This window comes from Roseibium aestuarii, assembly GCF_008477545.1.
GTDB lineage: Bacteria > Pseudomonadota > Alphaproteobacteria > Rhizobiales > Stappiaceae > Roseibium > Roseibium aestuarii.
Window position 1 is genome coordinate 142373 of sequence record NZ_VORA01000006.1, and the last position, 17762, is coordinate 160134.

Below are 17762 nucleotides of genomic sequence, written 5' to 3' on the forward strand. Positions count from 1 at the left end.
AAGAACGATCAACCAGAGTTAGGGACAAAAGACATGACCATGAAAGCATTGAAACTGGGCGTTTGCGCGCTTGCCCTCGCCGGCACGTCCGTGCTCGCCGTTCCGGCTGCACAGGCCGAGGACATCAGCTGGATCTATTGCGGCGACAAGATCGACCCGATTCACGAGAAGTACATCAAGGAATGGGAAGCCGCGAACGACGGCTGGACCGTGACGCCGGAAGTCGTCGGCTGGGCCCAGTGCCAGGACAAGGCCACCACTCTGGCCGCAGCCGGTTCCCCGGTCGCCATGGCCTATGTGGGCTCCCGCACCCTGAAGCAGTTCGCAGAGAACGACCTGATCGTCGAAGTGCCGATGAGCGACGAGGAAAAGGCGTCCTACTACCCGAACATCGTCGACACGGTGACCTTCGACGGCACCCAGTGGGGCGTGCCGATCGCCTTCTCCACCAAGGCCTTCTACTGGAACAAGAAGCTCTTCAAGGACGCTGGTCTTGATCCGGAAACCCCGCCGAAGACCTGGGCCGAAGAGATCGAATTCGCCAAGATCATCAAGGAAAAGACCGGCATCCCGGGCTATGGCCTTCCGGCAAAGACCTTCGACAACACCATGCACCAGTTCCTGCACTGGGTGTATTCCAACAACGGCAAGATCATCGACGCCGATGGCAACATCGTGATGAACAGCCCGGAAGTGCTGGCCGCGCTTGAAGCCTACAAGGCGATCGCACCCTATTCCGTCGAAGGCCCGACCGCCTACGAGCAGAACGAGATGCGCGCTATCTGGCTGGATGGCAAGGTTGCCATGCTGCAGTCCTCGTCCGGTGCCGCCGTGCGTGCACAGGATGCCGGCCTGGAGTGGGGCGTTGCCAACCTGCCGCTCGGCCCGTCGGCCGAGGGCCCCGGCACCCTGCTGATCACGGACAGCCTGGCCGTCTTCAAGGGGACCGGCGTCGAGGAAAAGGCGATCGAATTCGCCAAGTTCATCACCTCTGCCGGCCCGCAGGGCGAATACGAGCTGCAGGGCGGCGCTGGCCTGACCCCGCTGCGTCCGTCGCCGCAGGTGGATGCCTTCGTCGAGAAGGACCCGTACTGGAAGCCGTTCATCGACGGCATCGCCCACGCCGGCCCGGAACCGCTCTTCACCGACTACAAGGGCTTCCAGGACGTCATCATCGAGATGGTCCAGTCTGTCGTGACCGGCACGGCCGAACCGAAGGCCGCGCTTGAAAAGGCCGCCGCCGACCTCGAGCAGTACAAGTAAGACGCAAGCCAACGGGTCGCCGCGGTCCTTCCGGGCCGCGGCGACCCCTTCGCGAGCCGCGCAGTGGATGTGCATTGCCCTTGCAGGCAGTGCCAGGAATGAGGTCAGTCTTGGGACAGCTCCATCTCAACAAGGTCACCAAGTCCTTCGGTGACATCAAGGTCATCAAGGGTGTCACGCTCGATATCCAGGACGGGGAGTTCGTCGTCTTCGTCGGCCCTTCGGGCTGCGGGAAATCGACCCTCCTCCGCATCATCGCGGGGCTGGACGACGCGACAACCGGCGACATCGTCATCGACGGCGCGAAGGTGAACGACCTGGCTCCGGTCAACCGCGGCATCGCCATGGTCTTCCAGTCCTACGCGCTTTATCCGCACATGACGGTCTTCGAGAACATCGCCTTTCCCCTTCGCGTGGAAAAGATGCCCGAGGCCGAACTGACCGCCAAGGTGGAGGCCGTCGCCAAGGTGCTTCAGCTCGACCAGCGTCTGCAGCAGAAGCCCGGCGCCCTGTCGGGCGGACAGCGCCAGCGCGTCGCCATTGGCCGCGCGATCGTGCGCGAACCCAAGATCTTCCTTTTCGACGAGCCGCTCTCCAACCTGGACGCCGCGCTGCGCGCCGACATGCGCATCGAACTGACCAAGATGCATCACGACCTGGCGGCGACGATGATCTACGTCACCCACGACCAGATCGAGGCCATGACCATGGCGGACCGGATCGTGGTGCTGAACGGTGGCTTCGTCTCTCAGGTCGGCAAGCCACTGGAGCTCTATCACAAGCCGCAGAACAAGTTTGTGGCCGGCTTCATCGGCAATCCGAAGATGAACTTCCTGCCGGCCACCTGCACCGCTGCCGGCCCGGACGGCGTGACCGTCACCTGCGAGGGCCAGACGATCATGGTGCCGGTGGAGCCGCGCAACGGGTTGATCGGCAAGACCCTGACGCTGGGGATCCGTCCCGAGCACATCCATCTCGGCAAGGGCGACATCCGTTTCGACGTGGTGCCGACCGTGGTCGAGCGGCTGGGCGTGAACACGATCGTCTATGCCACGGCGACCGGCGCCGAGCCCTTCAGCGCCATGCTGCCGGGGGCGGCGAATGTGAGCGTCGACACGCCGTCGACCATCGGCTTCAACGCCGCCGACTGCCATCTTTTCGATGGAGCCGATCAGGCGCTGGAACGACGCACCGATCTCCATGAAATCGACATGGCCCAACTCGCCGCCCAGTCGGCCTGACGACATGAAAATGCCCGCAGCACGTGTTGCTGCGGGCGAAAACCGCTGGCAAGGACCATGGCTTTCCGATCCCGGATCTTCGGTCGCCACCCTCGTCCGGGATTACCACGACAGATCTCGTCAGCAAAAATCCCGCACCGGAGGCCGGTGCGGGACGTTCTTGGACAAGTGAAGACCGCTTGATTTACCAGACGCGGCCGCGGGCCGCGACGGGAAGCACGCGCGTGATGAGCCCATCCTCATGGAAGACCATCCGGTCGAAGAGGTTGGACACCACGCAGGTGTGGTTCGGAATGATCCGGATCCTGTCGCCGATCTGCGGCCGCGCGTCTGGCGAGACGTTGCTCAGGTCAAGGACGCCATGTTCTTCCGACAGACCGGTGATGACCGCGTCGGGAACCTCCACCACATGCCCGAAATCCTGAAAGCCGAGCAGGTCCGAGGTCAGTGCCTTGGATCCGGCATCGATCACCGCACGGGTGTCCGTCGGACGTGACACCACGGTCGCCAGGATGTGCATGGCGCAGTCCTGCAGCGTTCCATGCCCGGCGCGTGCCATGGCCCGGTCGCTGTAGATATAGGTTCCGGCCCGATGTTCCGTGGCCGAGGGCACCTTGTGAGCGTCAAACAGGCTCGGCGTGCCGCCATTGGAGCGGATCGGGCAGTCGATCCCCTTGTCCGCGAGCGCTGCGAGCGCTTCGGCAAAGAAGGCTTCCGTTTCCGTCTCCCCATGGGCCCGTGGATAGGTCAGCAGCCCGGAAAAGACGAGCCCCGGCGCCGCGACAATGACCTCGGCCAGACTTACCGCCTGGGCCGGGGACTGCACGCCACAGCGACCGCCGCCCGTATCGCATTCCACCAGAACCTGCAGCGGCCGAGCGTGGCCGGCAAAGGCCTCCGAGAGCCCCCGCAGGGTCGTCTCGCTGTCGGCCACCACCTTCAGGTCGGAGATCCGATCGTTGAGGGCGCCCAGCGCCTCCAGCTTGTCGGATCCGAGAATGTTGAAGGTGATCAGGATGTCCTGGAAGCCCGCATCGGCGAAGACCTCGGCTTCCGTGATCTTCTGGCAGTTGATGCCGAGAGCTCCCGCAGCCTCCTGCTGACGCGCCAGCGCCGGGATCTTGTGGGTCTTGATATGCGGACGGAAACGCTTCCCGATCCCGTCCATGTAGGACTGGACCCGATCGATGTTGGCGGCAAGGCGCGCCTCGTCGATCACCGGCTGCGGGGTCGAGAGGGCCGAAAGAGGCTTGCCGACGAGCGCGTCGTCGGGCGCCAGATCAGGCTGCTGCTGTGCCATGGGGGTTCTCCATCATCGGCCAGATGTCGCGGCGGACATGGCGGTAAGGGGTATGGGCCGGTGAATTCGGATAGGGCGTTCCCGCCGAACAGTAAAGGATCTCCGAGGCGATCTTGCTGAAGGAGGCGTGGAAGTGATTGGTCGACTTGATGACCAGGATCTTCCGGGTCGTCGGGTCGATCCCCATCACCGAGAACAGGGACGGGTCGAAGCTCTGCGCCCGCACCGAATTCAGGATGATGTCGATGCCGTTCAGCTGGACATGCGCCGCGTCACCAAACGGGGCAAGGCTCTCTCCGAAGCGCATCTGGGCATCGCGAACCAGCTTCACCACCTTGACCCGGCCATCGATCGGATCGCCCGTTCCGGGTGCGGACTTCGCGCCGAAGCGCAGGGGAATCTCTGCACCCTCTCCGGCCGCGAAGCAGATCTGGACGGAGATCGGATCCCAGATCGTGCCGACCGCGACACCTGCCGCGCCCCGTGCCATGAGCTCCGCCGTGAGGATGGTGGCGTCACCCGCCGTGCCGCCACCGGGATTGTCCCACATGTCGGCAATCACCACCGGGCCGGTCGGCGCTGCCATGGCCTGCGATACGGCGTCGTCGACGCCAAGCTGCGGCATCATGTGCCGACCGCGGTTGGCGAAAAGCTCCATGCCGAGGGTCTGGGCCAGCAGCGCGCCCTTCTCCGGCCGATCGTTGGTAACCGCAATCACCTTCGTGCCCATCTCCGGCACATCCCCGGCCATGAAGCCGTGGATCACCGACAGGGAGAGGACGTCCACATCCGCCTGCTCGATCTTGTGCAGCCGGTCGACAAAGCCGCGCATGGGATCGCGCGAGGTCGGAAACACGTCGATCATCCGGCAGTCGAAGACGGACATGACGGGTTTCACCCGTCCTTCCAGGGCGTCAACCGCGATCCGCCACAGATCCTCCGCCCGGTCGACGAAGTCCGTGTGAGGAAACTCCTTGAACGCCACGAGGAAGTTGGCTGCCGCCACCCGCTTTGCCGTCAGGTGGCTGTGCGGGTCCAGCTCGGCGCAGATCAGCACATCGGGGCCTACCATGTCGCGAATGCGGGAGAGAAGGTCGCCCTCCGGATCCAGATAACCATCGGCGACCATGGCGCCATGCAGCCCCAGCACGACACCATCCACGGGCATGGCGGCCCGCAGCTGATCCAGGATCTCGTCGCGCAGCCCCTCATAGGTCTGACGGTTGATCAGACCAGCAGGGTCGGCCCATGTGGCCGTGCCCTCCACGAGGGTCCAGCCCTTTTCCGCGCAGACGCGACGGCCGACCGTGATCGGCGCCGTGCAGAGCGTCGGCGTCACCGGATGCTGACCCGGAGGCGCATAGAGCGAGGCCTCAAAGGCCTGCTTGTCGATGCAGATCGGGGAGAAGGTGTTGGTCTCGGTCGCAAGGGCCGCGGTGAAGAGCTTCAAGGGAGCGTTCCTGGAATTGGGGGCGAAGGGAGACGGACTACCTGGCGGCCGGGGTGTAGGGCAGATATCCGGTGAAGCCGCAGATCTTCCAGCGCCCCTCGTGAAGGCGGCAGTAATAGAGGGTCTGCCAGTTCATCACGTCGAAAGTGCCATCGGCCTTGCGGATCCCGCCATCGAACTTCTTGCGGACGAGCGCAACGTCGCCCTGAACGTCGATCTCCTCCAGCCGCGTGGCCGCATGGATCGCCGCGCTGGCATCCTCGGCAAGCTCAAGGGTGGCAAAATCGCGGGCCTGGCGCAGCCACTCGTCGCGGTAGTGGGCAAGCGACGGGAAGGCCAGTGTCCAATCATCCGGATCGGCCGCCTTGTTGCCGCTCAGTGCCAGGAACCCCTCGGGGATAAAATCCCCTTCGACCATCGACCAGTCCGCGGCTAGGAAGGCTGCAATGTCGCGGGGCACGAGCATTTCCCAGATGGCATGACGGGCCGCATCATCTGCCGGGAAGGGGTTCAGGAACGGGTCCCGCATGTTCTATCCTTCTAAAATTTTTTCATACACGAGGAATTATCCTAGCAAAATTCCGCTCTGCATGGTTCATTGTCAATCAGTAAAGAAAATAATTTGCACACACTGAGATCAACAGATGAGCATTAAACGATACGGCGCCGAAAAGTCCGGAGCCGGTGGCCAACGCCTGCCCTTCGCCCGCGCCGTCGAGGCGGATGGCTGGCTGCACGTGTCCGGCCAGGTCGCCATGGTGGATGGGGAAGTGATCGAAGGCGGGATCATTCCGCAGACCCACAAGGCCATCGAGAACCTGATCGCGATCCTGGAAGAGGCCGGATACACCACGGCGGATGTGGTCCGTTGCGGGGTCTGGCTGGATGATCCGCGCGACTTCTGGACCTTCAACAAGATCTATCAGGGCTATTTCGGGGAAAACCCGCCGGCACGTGCCTGCGTCCAGGCCTCGATGATGGTCGATTGCAAGGTGGAAATCGACTGCGTAGCGTATAAGCCCAAGAGCTGACACGCACAGGCGGACGGACCCGATGGACATTCTGGCAAGACTACAAAACGATCTCGATCAGCTCTCCCAGGCGGAACGCCGCATTGCGGAGATCTTGCTGAACGACTTCGACTTCGCCGTGAATGCCTCCATCGTCGAGCTGGCGGAACGGGCGGAGGTTTCTCCCCCCACCGTCACCCGGTTCTGCCGGCGCCTGGAGTGCCAGAACTTCGCGGACTTCAAGGTGCGCCTTGCCAAGACGGCCTTTGTCGGCGCGCGCTATCTCAACCCGGCCGCCAAAAGCACCGAACCGGCGGATGTGGCGGAAGACATCGTGACCAAGGCGCAGAACGCCCTGTTCCTCTTCCACCGCGCCTTCGATCCGGTGAAGGCCGAGGAGATCGCCGCCATTCTGGCCGAGGCGCAGATGATCTACGCCTTCGGTTCGGGCGGCAATTCCTCGATGATCGCCGGCGAGATGCAGAACCGCCTGTTCCGCCTTGGTCTTCGGGTCACCGCCTGCACCGACCACGGCATGCAGATGATGATGGCCGCCGCGGCCCAGAAGAATGACGTGGTCATCGGCTCGTCCTTCTCCGGGCGCAACCGGGAACTGGTCAAGGTCTTCACCCTTGCCCAGGAAGCCGGTGCGACGACCATTGCCATCACCCAGGCCGACAGCCCGGTGGCCAAGGCCGCAGATCATGTTCTGACCATCGACCTGCCGGAGGGGACCAACATCTACCGCCCGACGTCGACCCGCTTTGCCTATCTGGCACTGGTCGACATCCTGGCGAACCTCACGGCCTACAAGACCAAGGCGCAGGCAACCGTTTCCCTGCGCCAGATCAAGCAGCAACTGGTTGCCTGGCGCGACGAAGACGACAGGCAGCTCCTCGGGGACTGACCACTCCCAACGGTTTCGGTCCCGCCTTCATCATAGGACCCACCATGTCTGGAACCGTTGCCATCGTCACCGGGGCCGCGGGCGACATCGGCCTTGCCATCGCCCAGCGCCTCTCCCAGGATCACGACCACATCGTCATGGTCGACATTGCCGAAGGCCCGCTTTCCGCGGCCTGCGCGGCCAACCCGAACTTCCACCCCGTCCGCTGCGATGTGACCCTTGCGTCCGACTGCGAGGCGATGGCTGCCGCTGCGCGCCAGCACGGCCGGATCACCACCCTGGTGAACAATGCCGGCGCGGCCCGCGCCGTGAGCCTGGGCGACACGACGCCCGAGATCTTCCGGGCCGATACCGCGCTGAACCTGGAGGCAGCCTGGCTGACCTTCCGGGCCCTCGAGGCGGATCTGAAGGCCTGTCGCGGTGCCGTGGTCAACGTGGCCTCGGTCAATGGCATGGGCGTCTTCGGTCATCCCGCCTACAGCGCGGCCAAGGCCGGTCTGATCCATCTGACCAAGCTGATTGCCGTCGAATACGGGAAATACGGCATTCGCAGCAATGCGGTGGCTCCGGGCACCGTGCGCACCCAGGCCTGGGAAGCCCGCGCGGCGGCCAACCCGAATGTCTTTGAGGAAGCCAAGCGCTGGTATCCGCTCCAGCGTGTCGTTGACCCGGCGGACGTGGCCAATGCCATCGCCTTTCTGGCGGGGCCGCTGGCGGGGGCCATCTCCGGCGTCTGCCTGCCGGTGGACTGCGGCCTGACCGCCGGCCAGGCAGAGCTCGCCCGCACCTTCAGCCAGTCCGACAATTACTGAAACCCGAAGGGGGCGCTCCAGCACGTGCCCCCTTCGACCGGCATTCCTACCCTGACACGCCGATTTCCAGAGGACGTATTTCATGACTTCAGCGCTTTTCGTGCTCGAGAACAGCTGGCACCCGATTGCCGGGGACCTGACAGGCGGCTTCACCTTCACCCTGCACAATCTTTCGGACGACGCGATCTCCAGCTTCACGGTCGCCTATACCTCTCTGACCCGGGTGACCGGTCAGCGGCAGGTGACCAATGCCCGCTTTGTCCGTCGCAATGCCAACTTTCACGAATTCGCCGCGCCCGAAGGATTCGTCCTTGCTCCCGGCGCGTCCTGGACCTTCATGGTGGATGGGCTGCACCGGCCAGCCGTGCACCGCACGGATGGCGCGAAGTCGGCCTATGTCACCCTGGCTGACGGCGCCCATGTCGCCTGTGCTGTCGGCGACCTGATGCTGGAAGGGCGCCCGTCCGAACCGGCGCCGAAACTGCTGCCGGAGGGCAAGGTCACCGAACCCTATTTCCTGCAGCCCTGGCCGCAGACCCTTGCCCTGTCGGAAGGTGGAGATGCGCCCGTCGCCCTGTATCTTGCAGGTGGCGAAACCCGGGAGGAGATCCTTTCCGTCCAGACCATCCAGTCCCTGTTCCAGCGGCTGCATTCGGTTGCCCATGTGCCCTTTGCCCTGAGCCCGGTGCCGGGTGGTCGGCGGCTGGCCCTGGCCGCCTCGCCGGAGCTTCGCCCCAGTGCGTCTCGACTGGAGTTCACGCCCGATCTGGTGACCCTGACCTATGGCGACCGCGCCGGCCTGCAATATGGCCTGACCTCACTGGCCCAACTGCTGCACGGGGCACGGATCGACCGGGATACCTTCGCCTTCCCCGCGCAAGGCAGCATCGAGGATGCGCCGCGCTACGACTGGCGCGGCTGTCATCTCGATGTCTCCCGCCAGTTCTTCCCCGTGGCGGATGTCACCCGGCTCATCGACATCCTGGCGTGGTTCAAGCTCAACATCTTCCACTGGCACCTGAGCGACGACGAGGCATGGCGCCTCGAGATCAAGGCCTATCCGGAGTTGACCACCGTCGGCGCGACGCGGGGACCGGACGAAATCCTGCTGCCCCAGCTCGGCAACGGCGCGGAGCCGGTCTCGGGCTTCTATTCCCAGGAGGACGTGCGCGCGATCGTTGCCCATGCAGGCCGTCTGGGCGTAGACGTGGTGCCGGAAATCGACATTCCCGGCCACAGCACCGCGACTCTTGCCGTGCTCAAGGAGCTTTCGGACGGTCAGGAAGCCCCTGACAGCTATCACTCGGTGCAGGGCTACCCGAACAATGCGCTGAACCCCGCCATCGAGGAAACCTATGACTTCGTGGCCACGGTCTTCGACGAGATGGTGGAGCTGTTCCCGAGCCCGTACATCCATATCGGCGGTGATGAAGTGGCCAACGGCTCCTGGCTCGCCTCCCCGCGCGCCCGTGCCCTGATGGAGCGCGAGGGGCTGGACGGCACGTTCGGCCTGCAATCGTATTTCATGAAGCGGGTTCAGGAGCTGCTCAGCGCGCGCGGACGCAAGCTCGCCGGCTGGAACGAAGTGGCCCATGGGGGCGGCGTTGCGGCGGACGGCACCCTACTGATGGCCTGGGAAAAGCCGGAGGTCGGCATCGAGCTGGCGCGCGAAGGCTATGATGTGGTCATGACCCCCGGCCAGGCCTATTACCTCGACATGGTTCAGGACACCGCCTGGCAGGAGCCGGGCGCAAGCTGGGCCGGCACCGTGCCGCCGTCCCACACCTATGCCTATGAGGCCGAAGGCGCATTCCCCGAGGAGCTGCGGCCGCGCATGAAGGGGGTACAGGCCTGCATCTGGTGCGAGCATTTCCTCAATCGCGACTATTTCAACCATCTGGTGTTCCCGCGTCTATGCGCGGTGGCCGAAGCGGGCTGGACGCCGAAGGCGAACAAGGACTGGCTGCGCTTTGCCGCCCTTGCGCCCCACGCCCCCAAGCTCTGAAGGACCTGACCCATGCGTATCGCCGTTGGCGGCATTCACACCGAATGCAGCACCTATTCGCCGGTCCTGATGCGACCGGAGGATTTCTTCGTCATGCGCGGGGACGAGCTTCCTGCGTCGGACTATTTCAGTTTCCTGAAGGCTCCCGGCGCGGACCTGCCTGTTCCCGAGCTGGAACCGCTGCTCCATGCCCGCGCCGTGCCCGGCGGCCCGGTCGCCATTGAGACCTATCAGGGTTTCAAGGCGGAGTTTCTCGATCGTCTGAAGACGGCCCTGCCGGTGGACGGTGTCTATCTTGCCATGCACGGTGCCATGCATGTCGACGGCATGTTCGACGCGGAAGGCGACTGGATCTCCGCCGTGCGGGCCGTTGTCGGTCCGGATCTGCCGATTGCCGTCAGCTATGATCTTCATGGCAATGTCAGCCAGACCATCATCGATCAGATCGACATCTTCGCCGCCTATCGCACCGCGCCGCACATCGACGTCCGGTCCACGATGCTGCGCGCCTACACGATGCTGCTGACCGCGCTCAGGGATGCCACGCGGCCGGGGGTGGCCTGGGCGCCGGTGCCCGTGCTCTGGCCCGGTGAGCGCACCTCGACGGAGGATGCACCGGCCGATGCGCTTTATGCCGCCTTGCGCCGGCACGACGCGGCGGATGGCATTCTCGATGCCAATCTGATGGTCGGTTACGTCTGGGCAGACGAGCCCCGCGCCACGGCCTGCGCCGTGGTGACCGGCACGGACAGGGCCGCCGCATGCCAGGTGGCCGAAGAGATTGCCGCCTCCTACTGGGCTGCCCGCGAGGCGTTCGTCTTCGGCCCGGTGACCGGTCCGCTCGATGTCATGCTGGATCTGACCCAGACCACCCGAACCGCGCCGGTGATCCTGGCGGATTCCGGTGACAACCCGACCGGCGGCGGCGTGGGCGACCGGGCCGATGTTCTGCAAGAGGTGCTGAAGCGGGGCATGACGAACGTGCTCTTTGCCGGCATCACGGACCGGCCGGCCGTCGAGGCCTGTTTCGACGCCGGGGCCGGTGCGACGCTGGATCTGCAGATCGGGGCGAGCCTCGATCCGGCCGGGGTGTCTGTCCGGGTCAAGGCCACTGTCCTGCGGCTGGATGACGACCCGACGAGCCCGCGCGACGAGCGTCAGGCGGTGGTGGATGTGGCCGGCAACACGGTGGTCCTGGCCGCACGCCGGCGCCCCTATCACAACTTCTCGGACTTCGAGCGGCTGGACCTCGACCCGAGGTCAGTGCCCATGCTCGTGGTGAAATCCGGCTATCTCTCGCCGGACCTCAGCCCCATCGCGAACCCGAACCTGATGGCCCTGACCGATGGGGTCGTCAACCAGGACATCGAACGGCTCGCCAATCATCACCGGCCGCAGCAGACCTATCCCTTCGACAAGAACCTTGCCTATGTGCCCGAGGCACGGCTCTCCGCCCGATGGCAAGGCTGACGCGCCAACGCTTTCCCTTAACCTGCCGGGTGGATCCGTCCGGCAGGTTTCCTCTTTCTCGGTGTTCCTGAATGTTCCAGATGTTCCAGGCTGCCTGGCGCCATGTGCCGGTGCGGATCTGCGCGATTGCGATCTTCTTCTTCGGCTTCGCAGGAGCGGCGACGGGCCCGTTCCAATCGGTTGTCGCCATTCAGGAACTGGGCCTGAGCGACGCCACCTATTCGCTCGTCATCTTCATCGCGGCGGTGATCAACGTGTCCGCCAGCGTGTTGATCGGCATTCTCGCCGACCGGCTCGGCGAGTTCCGCAAGCCGCTGGTCGCCGTCACCCTGGTCGGCATTCTCGGCCACGGGCTGATCTACTTCCTGGCCAGCACCACGGCCTTTCTCATTGCCGCTCTGGTCTTCCTGCCGATCTTCGGGGCGCTGAACTCGCTGATCTTCGCCAATGTGCGCGCCTTCTCGCAAGGCCTGCCGCCGGCGGAACTCAGCCGGATCAACTCGGCCGTGCGCGCCACGATCTCGCTTTCCTGGGTCCTCGTTCCCGGGCTGGTGGGGCTTGTCCTTTCCGGGGCCTCCAGCATGCTGCCGGCCTATCTGATCGCCCTGCTTGCGTGCTGCGTCTGCCTTGTCCTGTTTCAGGCGTTCCTGCCACCGGTGCCGAGGGGGGACATTTCCCTTCTGCCGGTGGTCCGCTTCAGCGCCTCGCTGATGCGGATCCTGAAACCGGCGGTTCTGGTGCGGATCGTCGGCGTGGCGCTCATCACTTCGACCCTCCATGTGAATGCCGCGCTGCTGCCGCTCATTACCGTCAACGTGGCGGGAGGCACCCTCGGGGATGTGGGGATCGTCGTCGGCATCGTGGCCGTGCTCGAAATCGTCTTCATCGTCTTCTGGGCCCATGTGGAGCCGAAGCTCGGGCCGGTCCTGACCATCGGCATCGGTACCGTGCTCTATGTGGCCTATCTCGCCCTGCTCGGCCAATGCACCGCGCCGTGGCAGGTCTATGCCCTGTCGCTGCTGAGCGGTCTGGGCGCTGCTGCGATCATCAGCCTGCCGATCACCTATCTCCAGAGCCTCATTCCCGATCTCGCCGGCCTTGGCAGCTCGCTGATTTCGGTCAACATGTTCCTGAGCGCGGGACTGAGCGCCCTGCTCTTCGGACTGGGCACCCTTGTGTCTGACTATTCGGGAACCGCTCTGCTCGGCGGCCTGGCCGGTCTGGCCGGAACGGTGCTGATCTTCACTCTGGATGGCCGGCGGCAGCCGGCAACTGCCTGAAGGATCTCCGCATGACCTCGCAAGACATACCCATCCTGCTGGAAGTCTGCGTCGACACCGCGCAAGGGCTCAAGGCCGCCATTGAGGGTGGGGCCGACCGGATCGAGCTCTGCTCGGCCCTCGGCATGGGCGGTCTCACGCCGTCGGCAGGGTTCATGGCACTGGCGGCGACGAGCCCTGTCCCGGTCTATCCGCTTCTGCGTCCCCGGGAGGGAGACTTCTGCTACGAGCCTGCGGAAATCGACTGCCTGAAGCGGGACATTGACCAAGCTCGTGCGGCCGGCCTGCCCGGCGTGGTGATAGGCGCCAATCTCGCGAACGGAGCGCTCGACGAAACCACCCTGCGGACGCTGGCGGAACACGCAGCCGGTCTCGACCTGACCCTGCACCGCGCCTTCGATCTTGTGCCCGACATGGAAGAAGCCCTGGAGCAGGCCGTTTCGCTGGGTTTCTCGCGCATCCTCACGTCCGGAGGGGCCGCTTCCGCGCTCGAGGGCCTGGACCAGATCGCCTCGCTCTTCGAAAGAGCCGGCGACCGCATCATCGTGATGCCGGGTAGCGGCATTCGACCGGGCAACGCCGACGCCTTTATGAGCCGGCTTAATTTGCGTGAAATCCATGCGTCCTGCGGCGTCGCGCGACCACCGGCGGAGGGCAAGGTGCGGGCTCTCGGGTTTGAGACGGCCAGCCCCCGTCAGACGGATGCCGCCACGGTGCGGGCCCTGAAGACCCTGCTGACCCGTACTTGAGCGCAGGTCAGCAACCGTATTGCCTCAGATGCCGGCGCCAGCGTTCTGCCAGGCGCCAAGGCCTTCGAGGAATTCCGCCACGAAGGGCGTGGCCGGAGCCTTGAGGATATTCTCCGGCTTGTCGAACTGCTCAATGCGCCCATCGGCCATGATCGCGATGCGGTCGGCGATCTCGAAGGCTTCTTCCTGATCGTGGGTGACGAGGATCGCGCCGATGCCGACCCGCTTCTGCAGATCGCGCAGCGCCCCGCGCAGCCCCTTGCGCACCTTGGTGTCGAGCGCGCTGAAGGGCTCGTCGAGGAGGAGAAGTCGCGGCTCGATGGCCAGCGCCCGGGCCAGCGCCACGCGCTGGCGTTGGCCGCCCGAAAGCTGGCTGGGATAACGGTCGGCCAGCTGGCCGATCTCGCCCATTTCCAGCAGGGCCTGCACCCGTGATCCGATCTCGGCCCGCGCCGGACGGGTGGCGCGCGGGCGCATCTTCAGGCCGAAGGCAACGTTTTCCGCCACCGTCATGTGCTCGAACAGGGCATAGGACTGGAACACCATGCCGAAACGGCGCAGGCGTGCTTCCGTGCCCGTGATGTCCTCGCCATCGAAGCTCAGCAGCCCGCCATCGGCGAACTGGAGCCCGGCAATGATGCGCAGGAGCGTGGTCTTGCCCGAGCCGGAAGGCCCGAGCAGGGCGATGAACTCACCCTTCTGCATGGTGAGGTTCACCTGATCGAGGACCTTGTTGGATCCATAGAACTTGGTGACGTCCTGGATGTTCAGCGCCATGGCACGAGCTCCGGTCTTGGTCTGTCGGCGGTCAGGATGCGTGCGGATGGCGGGCCTCGATGAGGGAGCGCAGCACGAGCGTGATGACCGCGATGAGGGTGAGCACCGTTGCGGCCGCGAAGGCCCCGGTGGCGTTGTAATCGTCATAGAGAAGCTGCACCTGCAGCGGCAGGGTCATGGTCTCGCCCCGGATGTTTCCCGAGACGACACTGACCGCGCCGAACTCCCCCATCACCCGGGCATTGGCCAGGATCGCGCCATAAAGCAGCGCCCAGCGGATGTTGTGCAGGGTAACATGGCGGAAGGTCTGCCACCCGCTGGCGCCAAGGGTCAGCGCCGCTTCTTCCTGATCCCGTCCGCTGACCTGCATCAGGGGGATGAGTTCCCGCGCCACGAACGGGCAGGTGACAAAGAGCGACACCAGCACGATGCCGGTGAGGTTGAACATGAGCTGCACGTTCCATCCATCCAGCCAGCTGCCCACCAGACCCGTGGCGCCATAGATCAGCAGGTAGCACAGGCCGGCGACGATGGGCGAGATGGAGAAGGGCAGCTCGATGATCGTCAGCAGGATGCGGCGTCCCGGAAAGCGGAAGCGGGTGATGGCCCAGGCAACCGCGATGCCATAGACGATGTTGATCGGCAGGACGATCAGGGCTGTCAGCACGGTGAGCCCGATGGCGTGCAGGGTATCCGGCTCGACGATATTGGCAGCGTAGACCGCAAGTCCTTCCTGAAAGGCGCGCGCCACGATGGCAATCACCGGCAGGCCCATCACCAGCAGGGCGAAGGCCGCGGCACTCAGGATGAGCGCCAGACGCTTCAGGCGCTGACGCCGGTGGAAGGCCGCGATCTGCGGATGGAGCGGGGCGTGGGTCACGGTCGCTGCGGTCATCTCACTTGCCTCCATTCAGGTGGCGCGCGGCACGGCCCTGCGCGATGTTGGCAAGGATCAGGATGACCAGCGCCAGACCGAGGATCGTGCCGGCAATCGCACTGGCGGCCGGATAGTCATATTCCTCCAGCCGGATCATGATCAGCAGCGATGCGATCTCCGTCTCGAAGGGCATGTTGCCGGCGATGAAGATCACCGCGCCGAACTCGCCGAGGGAGCGGGCAAATGCCAGGGAGGCGCCGGTGATGAAGCTGGGCCAGAGCTGGGGGAAGCCCACATGGCGGAAGATCTGCAGATCGCGGGCGCCAAGGGTCCGGGCGGCCTCCTCCATATCCGGAGACAGGCTTTCCATCACCGGCTGCACGGTGCGCACGCCGAAGGGCACAGAGGTGAAGATCATGGCGAGCGCGATGCCCCACCAGGTGTAGGCGACCTTCAGGCCCATGCCTTCAAGCAGCATGCCCATCCAGCCGCTCTTGTCATAGAGCGCCACGAGCGCGATGCCGGCCACCGCCGTCGGCAGGGCGAAGGGCAGGTCCACCAGCGCATCGAGCAGGCGCTTGCCGGGAAACTCGTAGCGCACCAGCACCCAGGCCAGCAGCAAACCGAAGGTGGCGTTGAAGACCGTGGCGAGGGCTGCCGCCGAAATCGTCACGGAAAAGGCCGCCAGCGTGCGCTCCGAGAGGATGATGTTCAGGTAGTCCGGGAAGCCGAGCTGCGCCATCTGGAAGGCAAGTCCCGACAGAGGCAGCAGGATGATGAGCGCGACGAAGAGCAGGCTGATGCCCAGGGTCAGGCCGAAACCGGGCAGCACCCGCCGGGCGCCACGGCGGGTGGGGCCTGAGGGGACGAGGCCTGTCGTCAGCACGTGGGTCATCGGGGCAAGCTCCTCGGGAACAGGACGGCATAAAGGCCCGAGGGGTCACATCCCCTCGGGCCACGCTTCACGACATCAGGGACTTAGCGCGCGGTGAAGACCTGGTCCAGCACACCGCCGTCAGAGAAGTGGGTTTCCTTCGCCTTTTCCCAACTGCCGAACACGTCCTCGACGGTGACCAGTCGCACCTCCGGGAAACGCTCGGCATTGGCGGCAACGACCTCGGGGTGATGCACCCGGTTGTTGAACGAAGCGATGATCTCCTGGCCTTCCTTGGAGTAGAGATAATCCAGATAGGCCTTGGAGACCTCGAGGGAGCCGCGCTCCTCGGCGACCTTCTCGACCACCGCAACCGGGAACTCCGCCAGCAGGGACATGGGCGGCACGATGCGGTCATAGTCATCCTTGCCATATTCATTGCGGATGTTCTCCACTTCCGCCTCGAAGGTGATCAGCACGTCGCCGATGCCACGCTCGACGAAGGTGGTCGTGGCGCCGCGGCCGCCGGTGTCGAAGACGGCGACATTCTTCAGCAGCTTGCCGACGAAGTCACGGGCAGCAGCGTCGTCGCCACCGAACTTCTCCAGCGCATAGGCATAGGCGGCCAGATAGGTGTAGCGGGCATTGCCCGAGGTCTTCGGGTTCGGGAAGACCAGCTTCACGTCGTCACGGACCAGATCGTCCCAGTCCTTGATGCCCTTCGGGTTGTCCTTGCGCACCAGGAAGGCCGGCAGGGAATAATAAGGCGAAGCGTTGTTCGGCAGGTCCTTCTGCCAGTTCTTGGAGACGAAGCCCTTGTCGGCCAGGATCTGCACATCGAGCACCTGGTTGAAGGTGACGAGATCGGCCTTCAGCCCCTGCATGATGGCGCGGGCCTGCTTGGAGGAGCCGGCGTGGGACTGCTTGACCTCGAGGTCCTGGCCGCCCTCGGCCTTCCAGTGGGCGATGAACTTCGGGTTGATCGTGGCATAAAGCTCACGGGCAATGTCATAGGAGACATTGAGGATTTCGGAGGGCTGTTCGGCGCGCGCGGAGGCGCCGGCACCGAACAGGAGAGCTGCGGACACAGCGGCTAGAAGGATCTTCTTCATGGAGGTTTCTTCCCCGGGGAATGGATGTTTCGTTGGCTCCAATCTCCTGAATTCACACGCTTCTCTCAAGAAACCCCATTCCATTTGCGCCCAAGGCACGGCAATTCCTTTCTGCCGATATCTTGAAATGCAGTTATTCGCACCAGCGGCCGGGGAGGCGTGCGTTTTGCCCTCTGCAGACCGCTCAAGTCCGCGTGTTCCGCAGGGGAGACGCGATGAGGCCGCCGGTGGATTGACTGGTCGGGGGCGGTAAACCTCCCGTTCGGCGGGAAGTGCTCGGGCTCACCTCCCGTCTGCGGACGTTGCCCCAGAAACGCAAAAACCCGCCTTTTGGGCGGTTTGTTTTATTTGTTTGCGGGAGCAGGATTTGAACCGTTCGGGCGGCCATTGATCCACTGGATCAATGGCTATTCGCCCTCACCCTTCAGGTTATGAGCCTGACGAGGTGAGGCTGGACGAGCGGAAGGTCCGGTGGAGCTTTCGCCAGCCGAACGGGCTGCCTTCACCAAGGCTAAACGCAAGACAGCCCTGCTTTTGGCGAGGCTGATGGTATTCTTCTATATGGATTTTGGTTGCGGGAGCAGGATTTGTCATTTTTGCCCTTCTGCGTCGGGCTTTGCCCTCCTTGAGGGGGC

At 64.4% G+C, this 17762-nt stretch carries 16 protein-coding genes; 9 read left to right on the forward strand and 7 right to left on the reverse strand.

Features of this window, described 5'->3' with window-relative positions; all coding sequences use genetic code 11:
- The first annotated feature begins 33 nt into the window (after nucleotides 1-33).
- Together FR728_RS17225 and FR728_RS17230 are read left to right on the forward strand one after the other, a co-directional pair.
- A complete protein-coding gene (locus FR728_RS17225) occupies nucleotides 34-1263 on the forward strand; it encodes an extracellular solute-binding protein (RefSeq protein ID WP_149893982.1) in 1230 nt (409 codons plus the stop codon).
- A gap of 110 nt (nucleotides 1264-1373) precedes the next feature.
- Entirely contained in the window at nucleotides 1374-2504 is a 1131-nt protein-coding gene (locus tag FR728_RS17230; protein ID WP_149893983.1) for an ABC transporter ATP-binding protein, read from the forward strand.
- Between the two features lie 184 nt (nucleotides 2505-2688).
- On the opposite strand, the gene FR728_RS17235 is transcribed toward FR728_RS17230, so the two are convergent.
- Genes FR728_RS17235 through FR728_RS17245 form a run of 3 tightly spaced genes read right to left on the reverse strand, consistent with a single transcriptional unit; the run spans nucleotide 2689 to nucleotide 5783 of the window.
- Entirely contained in the window at nucleotides 2689-3804 is a 1116-nt protein-coding gene (locus FR728_RS17235; protein ID WP_149893984.1) for a D-TA family PLP-dependent enzyme, read from the reverse strand.
- Nucleotides 3785-5254 (reverse strand): M81 family metallopeptidase, encoded by a 1470-nt coding sequence (locus FR728_RS17240; protein WP_149893985.1) that lies wholly within the window; start codon nucleotides 5252-5254, stop codon nucleotides 3785-3787. The genes FR728_RS17235 and FR728_RS17240 overlap by 20 nt, the downstream gene beginning before the upstream one ends.
- A 37-nt stretch (nucleotides 5255-5291) precedes the next feature.
- Nucleotides 5292-5783 carry a hypothetical protein gene (locus tag FR728_RS17245; RefSeq protein ID WP_149893986.1) on the reverse strand — a complete coding sequence of 164 codons (492 nt, stop codon included), beginning with the start codon at nucleotides 5781-5783 and terminating at the stop codon, nucleotides 5292-5294.
- Nucleotides 5784-5898: 115 nt separating this feature from the next.
- Here FR728_RS17245 and FR728_RS17250 point away from each other — a divergent pair, with 115 nt between their 5' ends.
- From FR728_RS17250 to FR728_RS17280, 7 genes are all read left to right on the forward strand, one after another.
- On the forward strand, nucleotides 5899-6285 hold the full coding sequence (locus tag FR728_RS17250) for a RidA family protein (protein ID WP_149893987.1): 387 nt from the start codon (nucleotides 5899-5901) through the stop codon (nucleotides 6283-6285).
- Between the two features lie 22 nt (nucleotides 6286-6307).
- Entirely contained in the window at nucleotides 6308-7171 is an 864-nt protein-coding gene (locus FR728_RS17255; RefSeq protein ID WP_149893988.1) for a MurR/RpiR family transcriptional regulator, read from the forward strand.
- A 44-nt stretch (nucleotides 7172-7215) separates the two neighbouring features.
- Nucleotides 7216-7983 (forward strand): SDR family oxidoreductase, encoded by a 768-nt coding sequence (locus tag FR728_RS17260; RefSeq protein WP_149893989.1) that lies wholly within the window; start codon nucleotides 7216-7218, stop codon nucleotides 7981-7983.
- 82 nt (nucleotides 7984-8065) lie between these two features.
- Complete coding sequence (locus FR728_RS17265) at nucleotides 8066-9988, forward strand: beta-N-acetylhexosaminidase (protein WP_149893990.1); 1923 nt, start codon at nucleotides 8066-8068, stop codon at nucleotides 9986-9988.
- A gap of 12 nt (nucleotides 9989-10000) precedes the next feature.
- Nucleotides 10001-11458 carry a M81 family metallopeptidase gene (locus FR728_RS17270; protein WP_149893991.1) on the forward strand — a complete coding sequence of 486 codons (1458 nt, stop codon included), beginning with the start codon at nucleotides 10001-10003 and terminating at the stop codon, nucleotides 11456-11458.
- Between the two features lie 71 nt (nucleotides 11459-11529).
- A complete protein-coding gene (locus tag FR728_RS17275) occupies nucleotides 11530-12738 on the forward strand; it encodes an MFS transporter (RefSeq protein ID WP_149893992.1) in 1209 nt (402 codons plus the stop codon).
- Between the two features lie 11 nt (nucleotides 12739-12749).
- Nucleotides 12750-13487, forward strand: a complete 738-nt coding sequence (locus FR728_RS17280) for a copper homeostasis protein CutC (RefSeq protein ID WP_149893993.1) — start codon at nucleotides 12750-12752, stop codon at nucleotides 13485-13487.
- Between the two features lie 24 nt (nucleotides 13488-13511).
- On the opposite strand, the gene FR728_RS17285 is transcribed toward FR728_RS17280, so the two are convergent.
- The 4 genes from FR728_RS17285 to cysP all read right to left on the reverse strand — a co-directional run bounded on the left by FR728_RS17285 (nucleotide 13512) and on the right by cysP (nucleotide 17127).
- Complete coding sequence (locus FR728_RS17285; protein WP_149893994.1) at nucleotides 13512-14264, reverse strand: ABC transporter ATP-binding protein; 753 nt, start codon at nucleotides 14262-14264, stop codon at nucleotides 13512-13514.
- Nucleotides 14265-14295: 31 nt separating this feature from the next.
- Nucleotides 14296-15159, reverse strand: a complete 864-nt coding sequence (gene cysW / locus FR728_RS17290; RefSeq protein WP_149893995.1) for a sulfate ABC transporter permease subunit CysW — start codon at nucleotides 15157-15159, stop codon at nucleotides 14296-14298.
- Between the two features lies 1 nt (nucleotide 15160).
- Nucleotides 15161-16036, reverse strand: a complete 876-nt coding sequence (gene cysT, locus FR728_RS17295) for a sulfate ABC transporter permease subunit CysT (protein WP_149893996.1) — start codon at nucleotides 16034-16036, stop codon at nucleotides 15161-15163.
- An 83-nt stretch (nucleotides 16037-16119) separates the two neighbouring features.
- Nucleotides 16120-17127 (reverse strand): thiosulfate ABC transporter substrate-binding protein CysP, encoded by a 1008-nt coding sequence (gene cysP / locus FR728_RS17300; protein ID WP_149893997.1) that lies wholly within the window; start codon nucleotides 17125-17127, stop codon nucleotides 16120-16122.
- Nucleotides 17128-17762: the final 635 nt, after the last annotated feature.

Bases quoted from the DNA above. Each gene is read 5' to 3' on its own strand.
- FR728_RS17225 (WP_149893982.1), top strand. From the start codon at position 34: ATGACCATGAAAGCATTGAAACTGGGCGTTTGCGCGCTTGCCCTCGCC.
- FR728_RS17235 (WP_149893984.1), bottom strand. From the start codon at position 3,804: ATGGCACAGCAGCAGCCTGATCTGGCGCCCGACGACGCGCTCGTCGGC.
- FR728_RS17245 (WP_149893986.1), bottom strand. From the start codon at position 5,783: ATGCGGGACCCGTTCCTGAACCCCTTCCCGGCAGATGATGCGGCCCGT.
- FR728_RS17250 (WP_149893987.1), top strand. From the start codon at position 5,899: ATGAGCATTAAACGATACGGCGCCGAAAAGTCCGGAGCCGGTGGCCAA.
- FR728_RS17255 (WP_149893988.1), top strand. From the start codon at position 6,308: ATGGACATTCTGGCAAGACTACAAAACGATCTCGATCAGCTCTCCCAG.
- FR728_RS17260 (WP_149893989.1), top strand. From the start codon at position 7,216: ATGTCTGGAACCGTTGCCATCGTCACCGGGGCCGCGGGCGACATCGGC.
- FR728_RS17265 (WP_149893990.1), top strand. From the start codon at position 8,066: ATGACTTCAGCGCTTTTCGTGCTCGAGAACAGCTGGCACCCGATTGCC.
- FR728_RS17270 (WP_149893991.1), top strand. From the start codon at position 10,001: ATGCGTATCGCCGTTGGCGGCATTCACACCGAATGCAGCACCTATTCG.
- FR728_RS17275 (WP_149893992.1), top strand. From the start codon at position 11,530: ATGTTCCAGATGTTCCAGGCTGCCTGGCGCCATGTGCCGGTGCGGATC.
- FR728_RS17280 (WP_149893993.1), top strand. From the start codon at position 12,750: ATGACCTCGCAAGACATACCCATCCTGCTGGAAGTCTGCGTCGACACC.
- FR728_RS17285 (WP_149893994.1), bottom strand. From the start codon at position 14,264: ATGGCGCTGAACATCCAGGACGTCACCAAGTTCTATGGATCCAACAAG.
- cysW (WP_149893995.1), bottom strand. From the start codon at position 15,159: ATGACCGCAGCGACCGTGACCCACGCCCCGCTCCATCCGCAGATCGCG.
- cysT (WP_149893996.1), bottom strand. From the start codon at position 16,036: ATGACCCACGTGCTGACGACAGGCCTCGTCCCCTCAGGCCCCACCCGC.
- cysP (WP_149893997.1), bottom strand. From the start codon at position 17,127: ATGAAGAAGATCCTTCTAGCCGCTGTGTCCGCAGCTCTCCTGTTCGGT.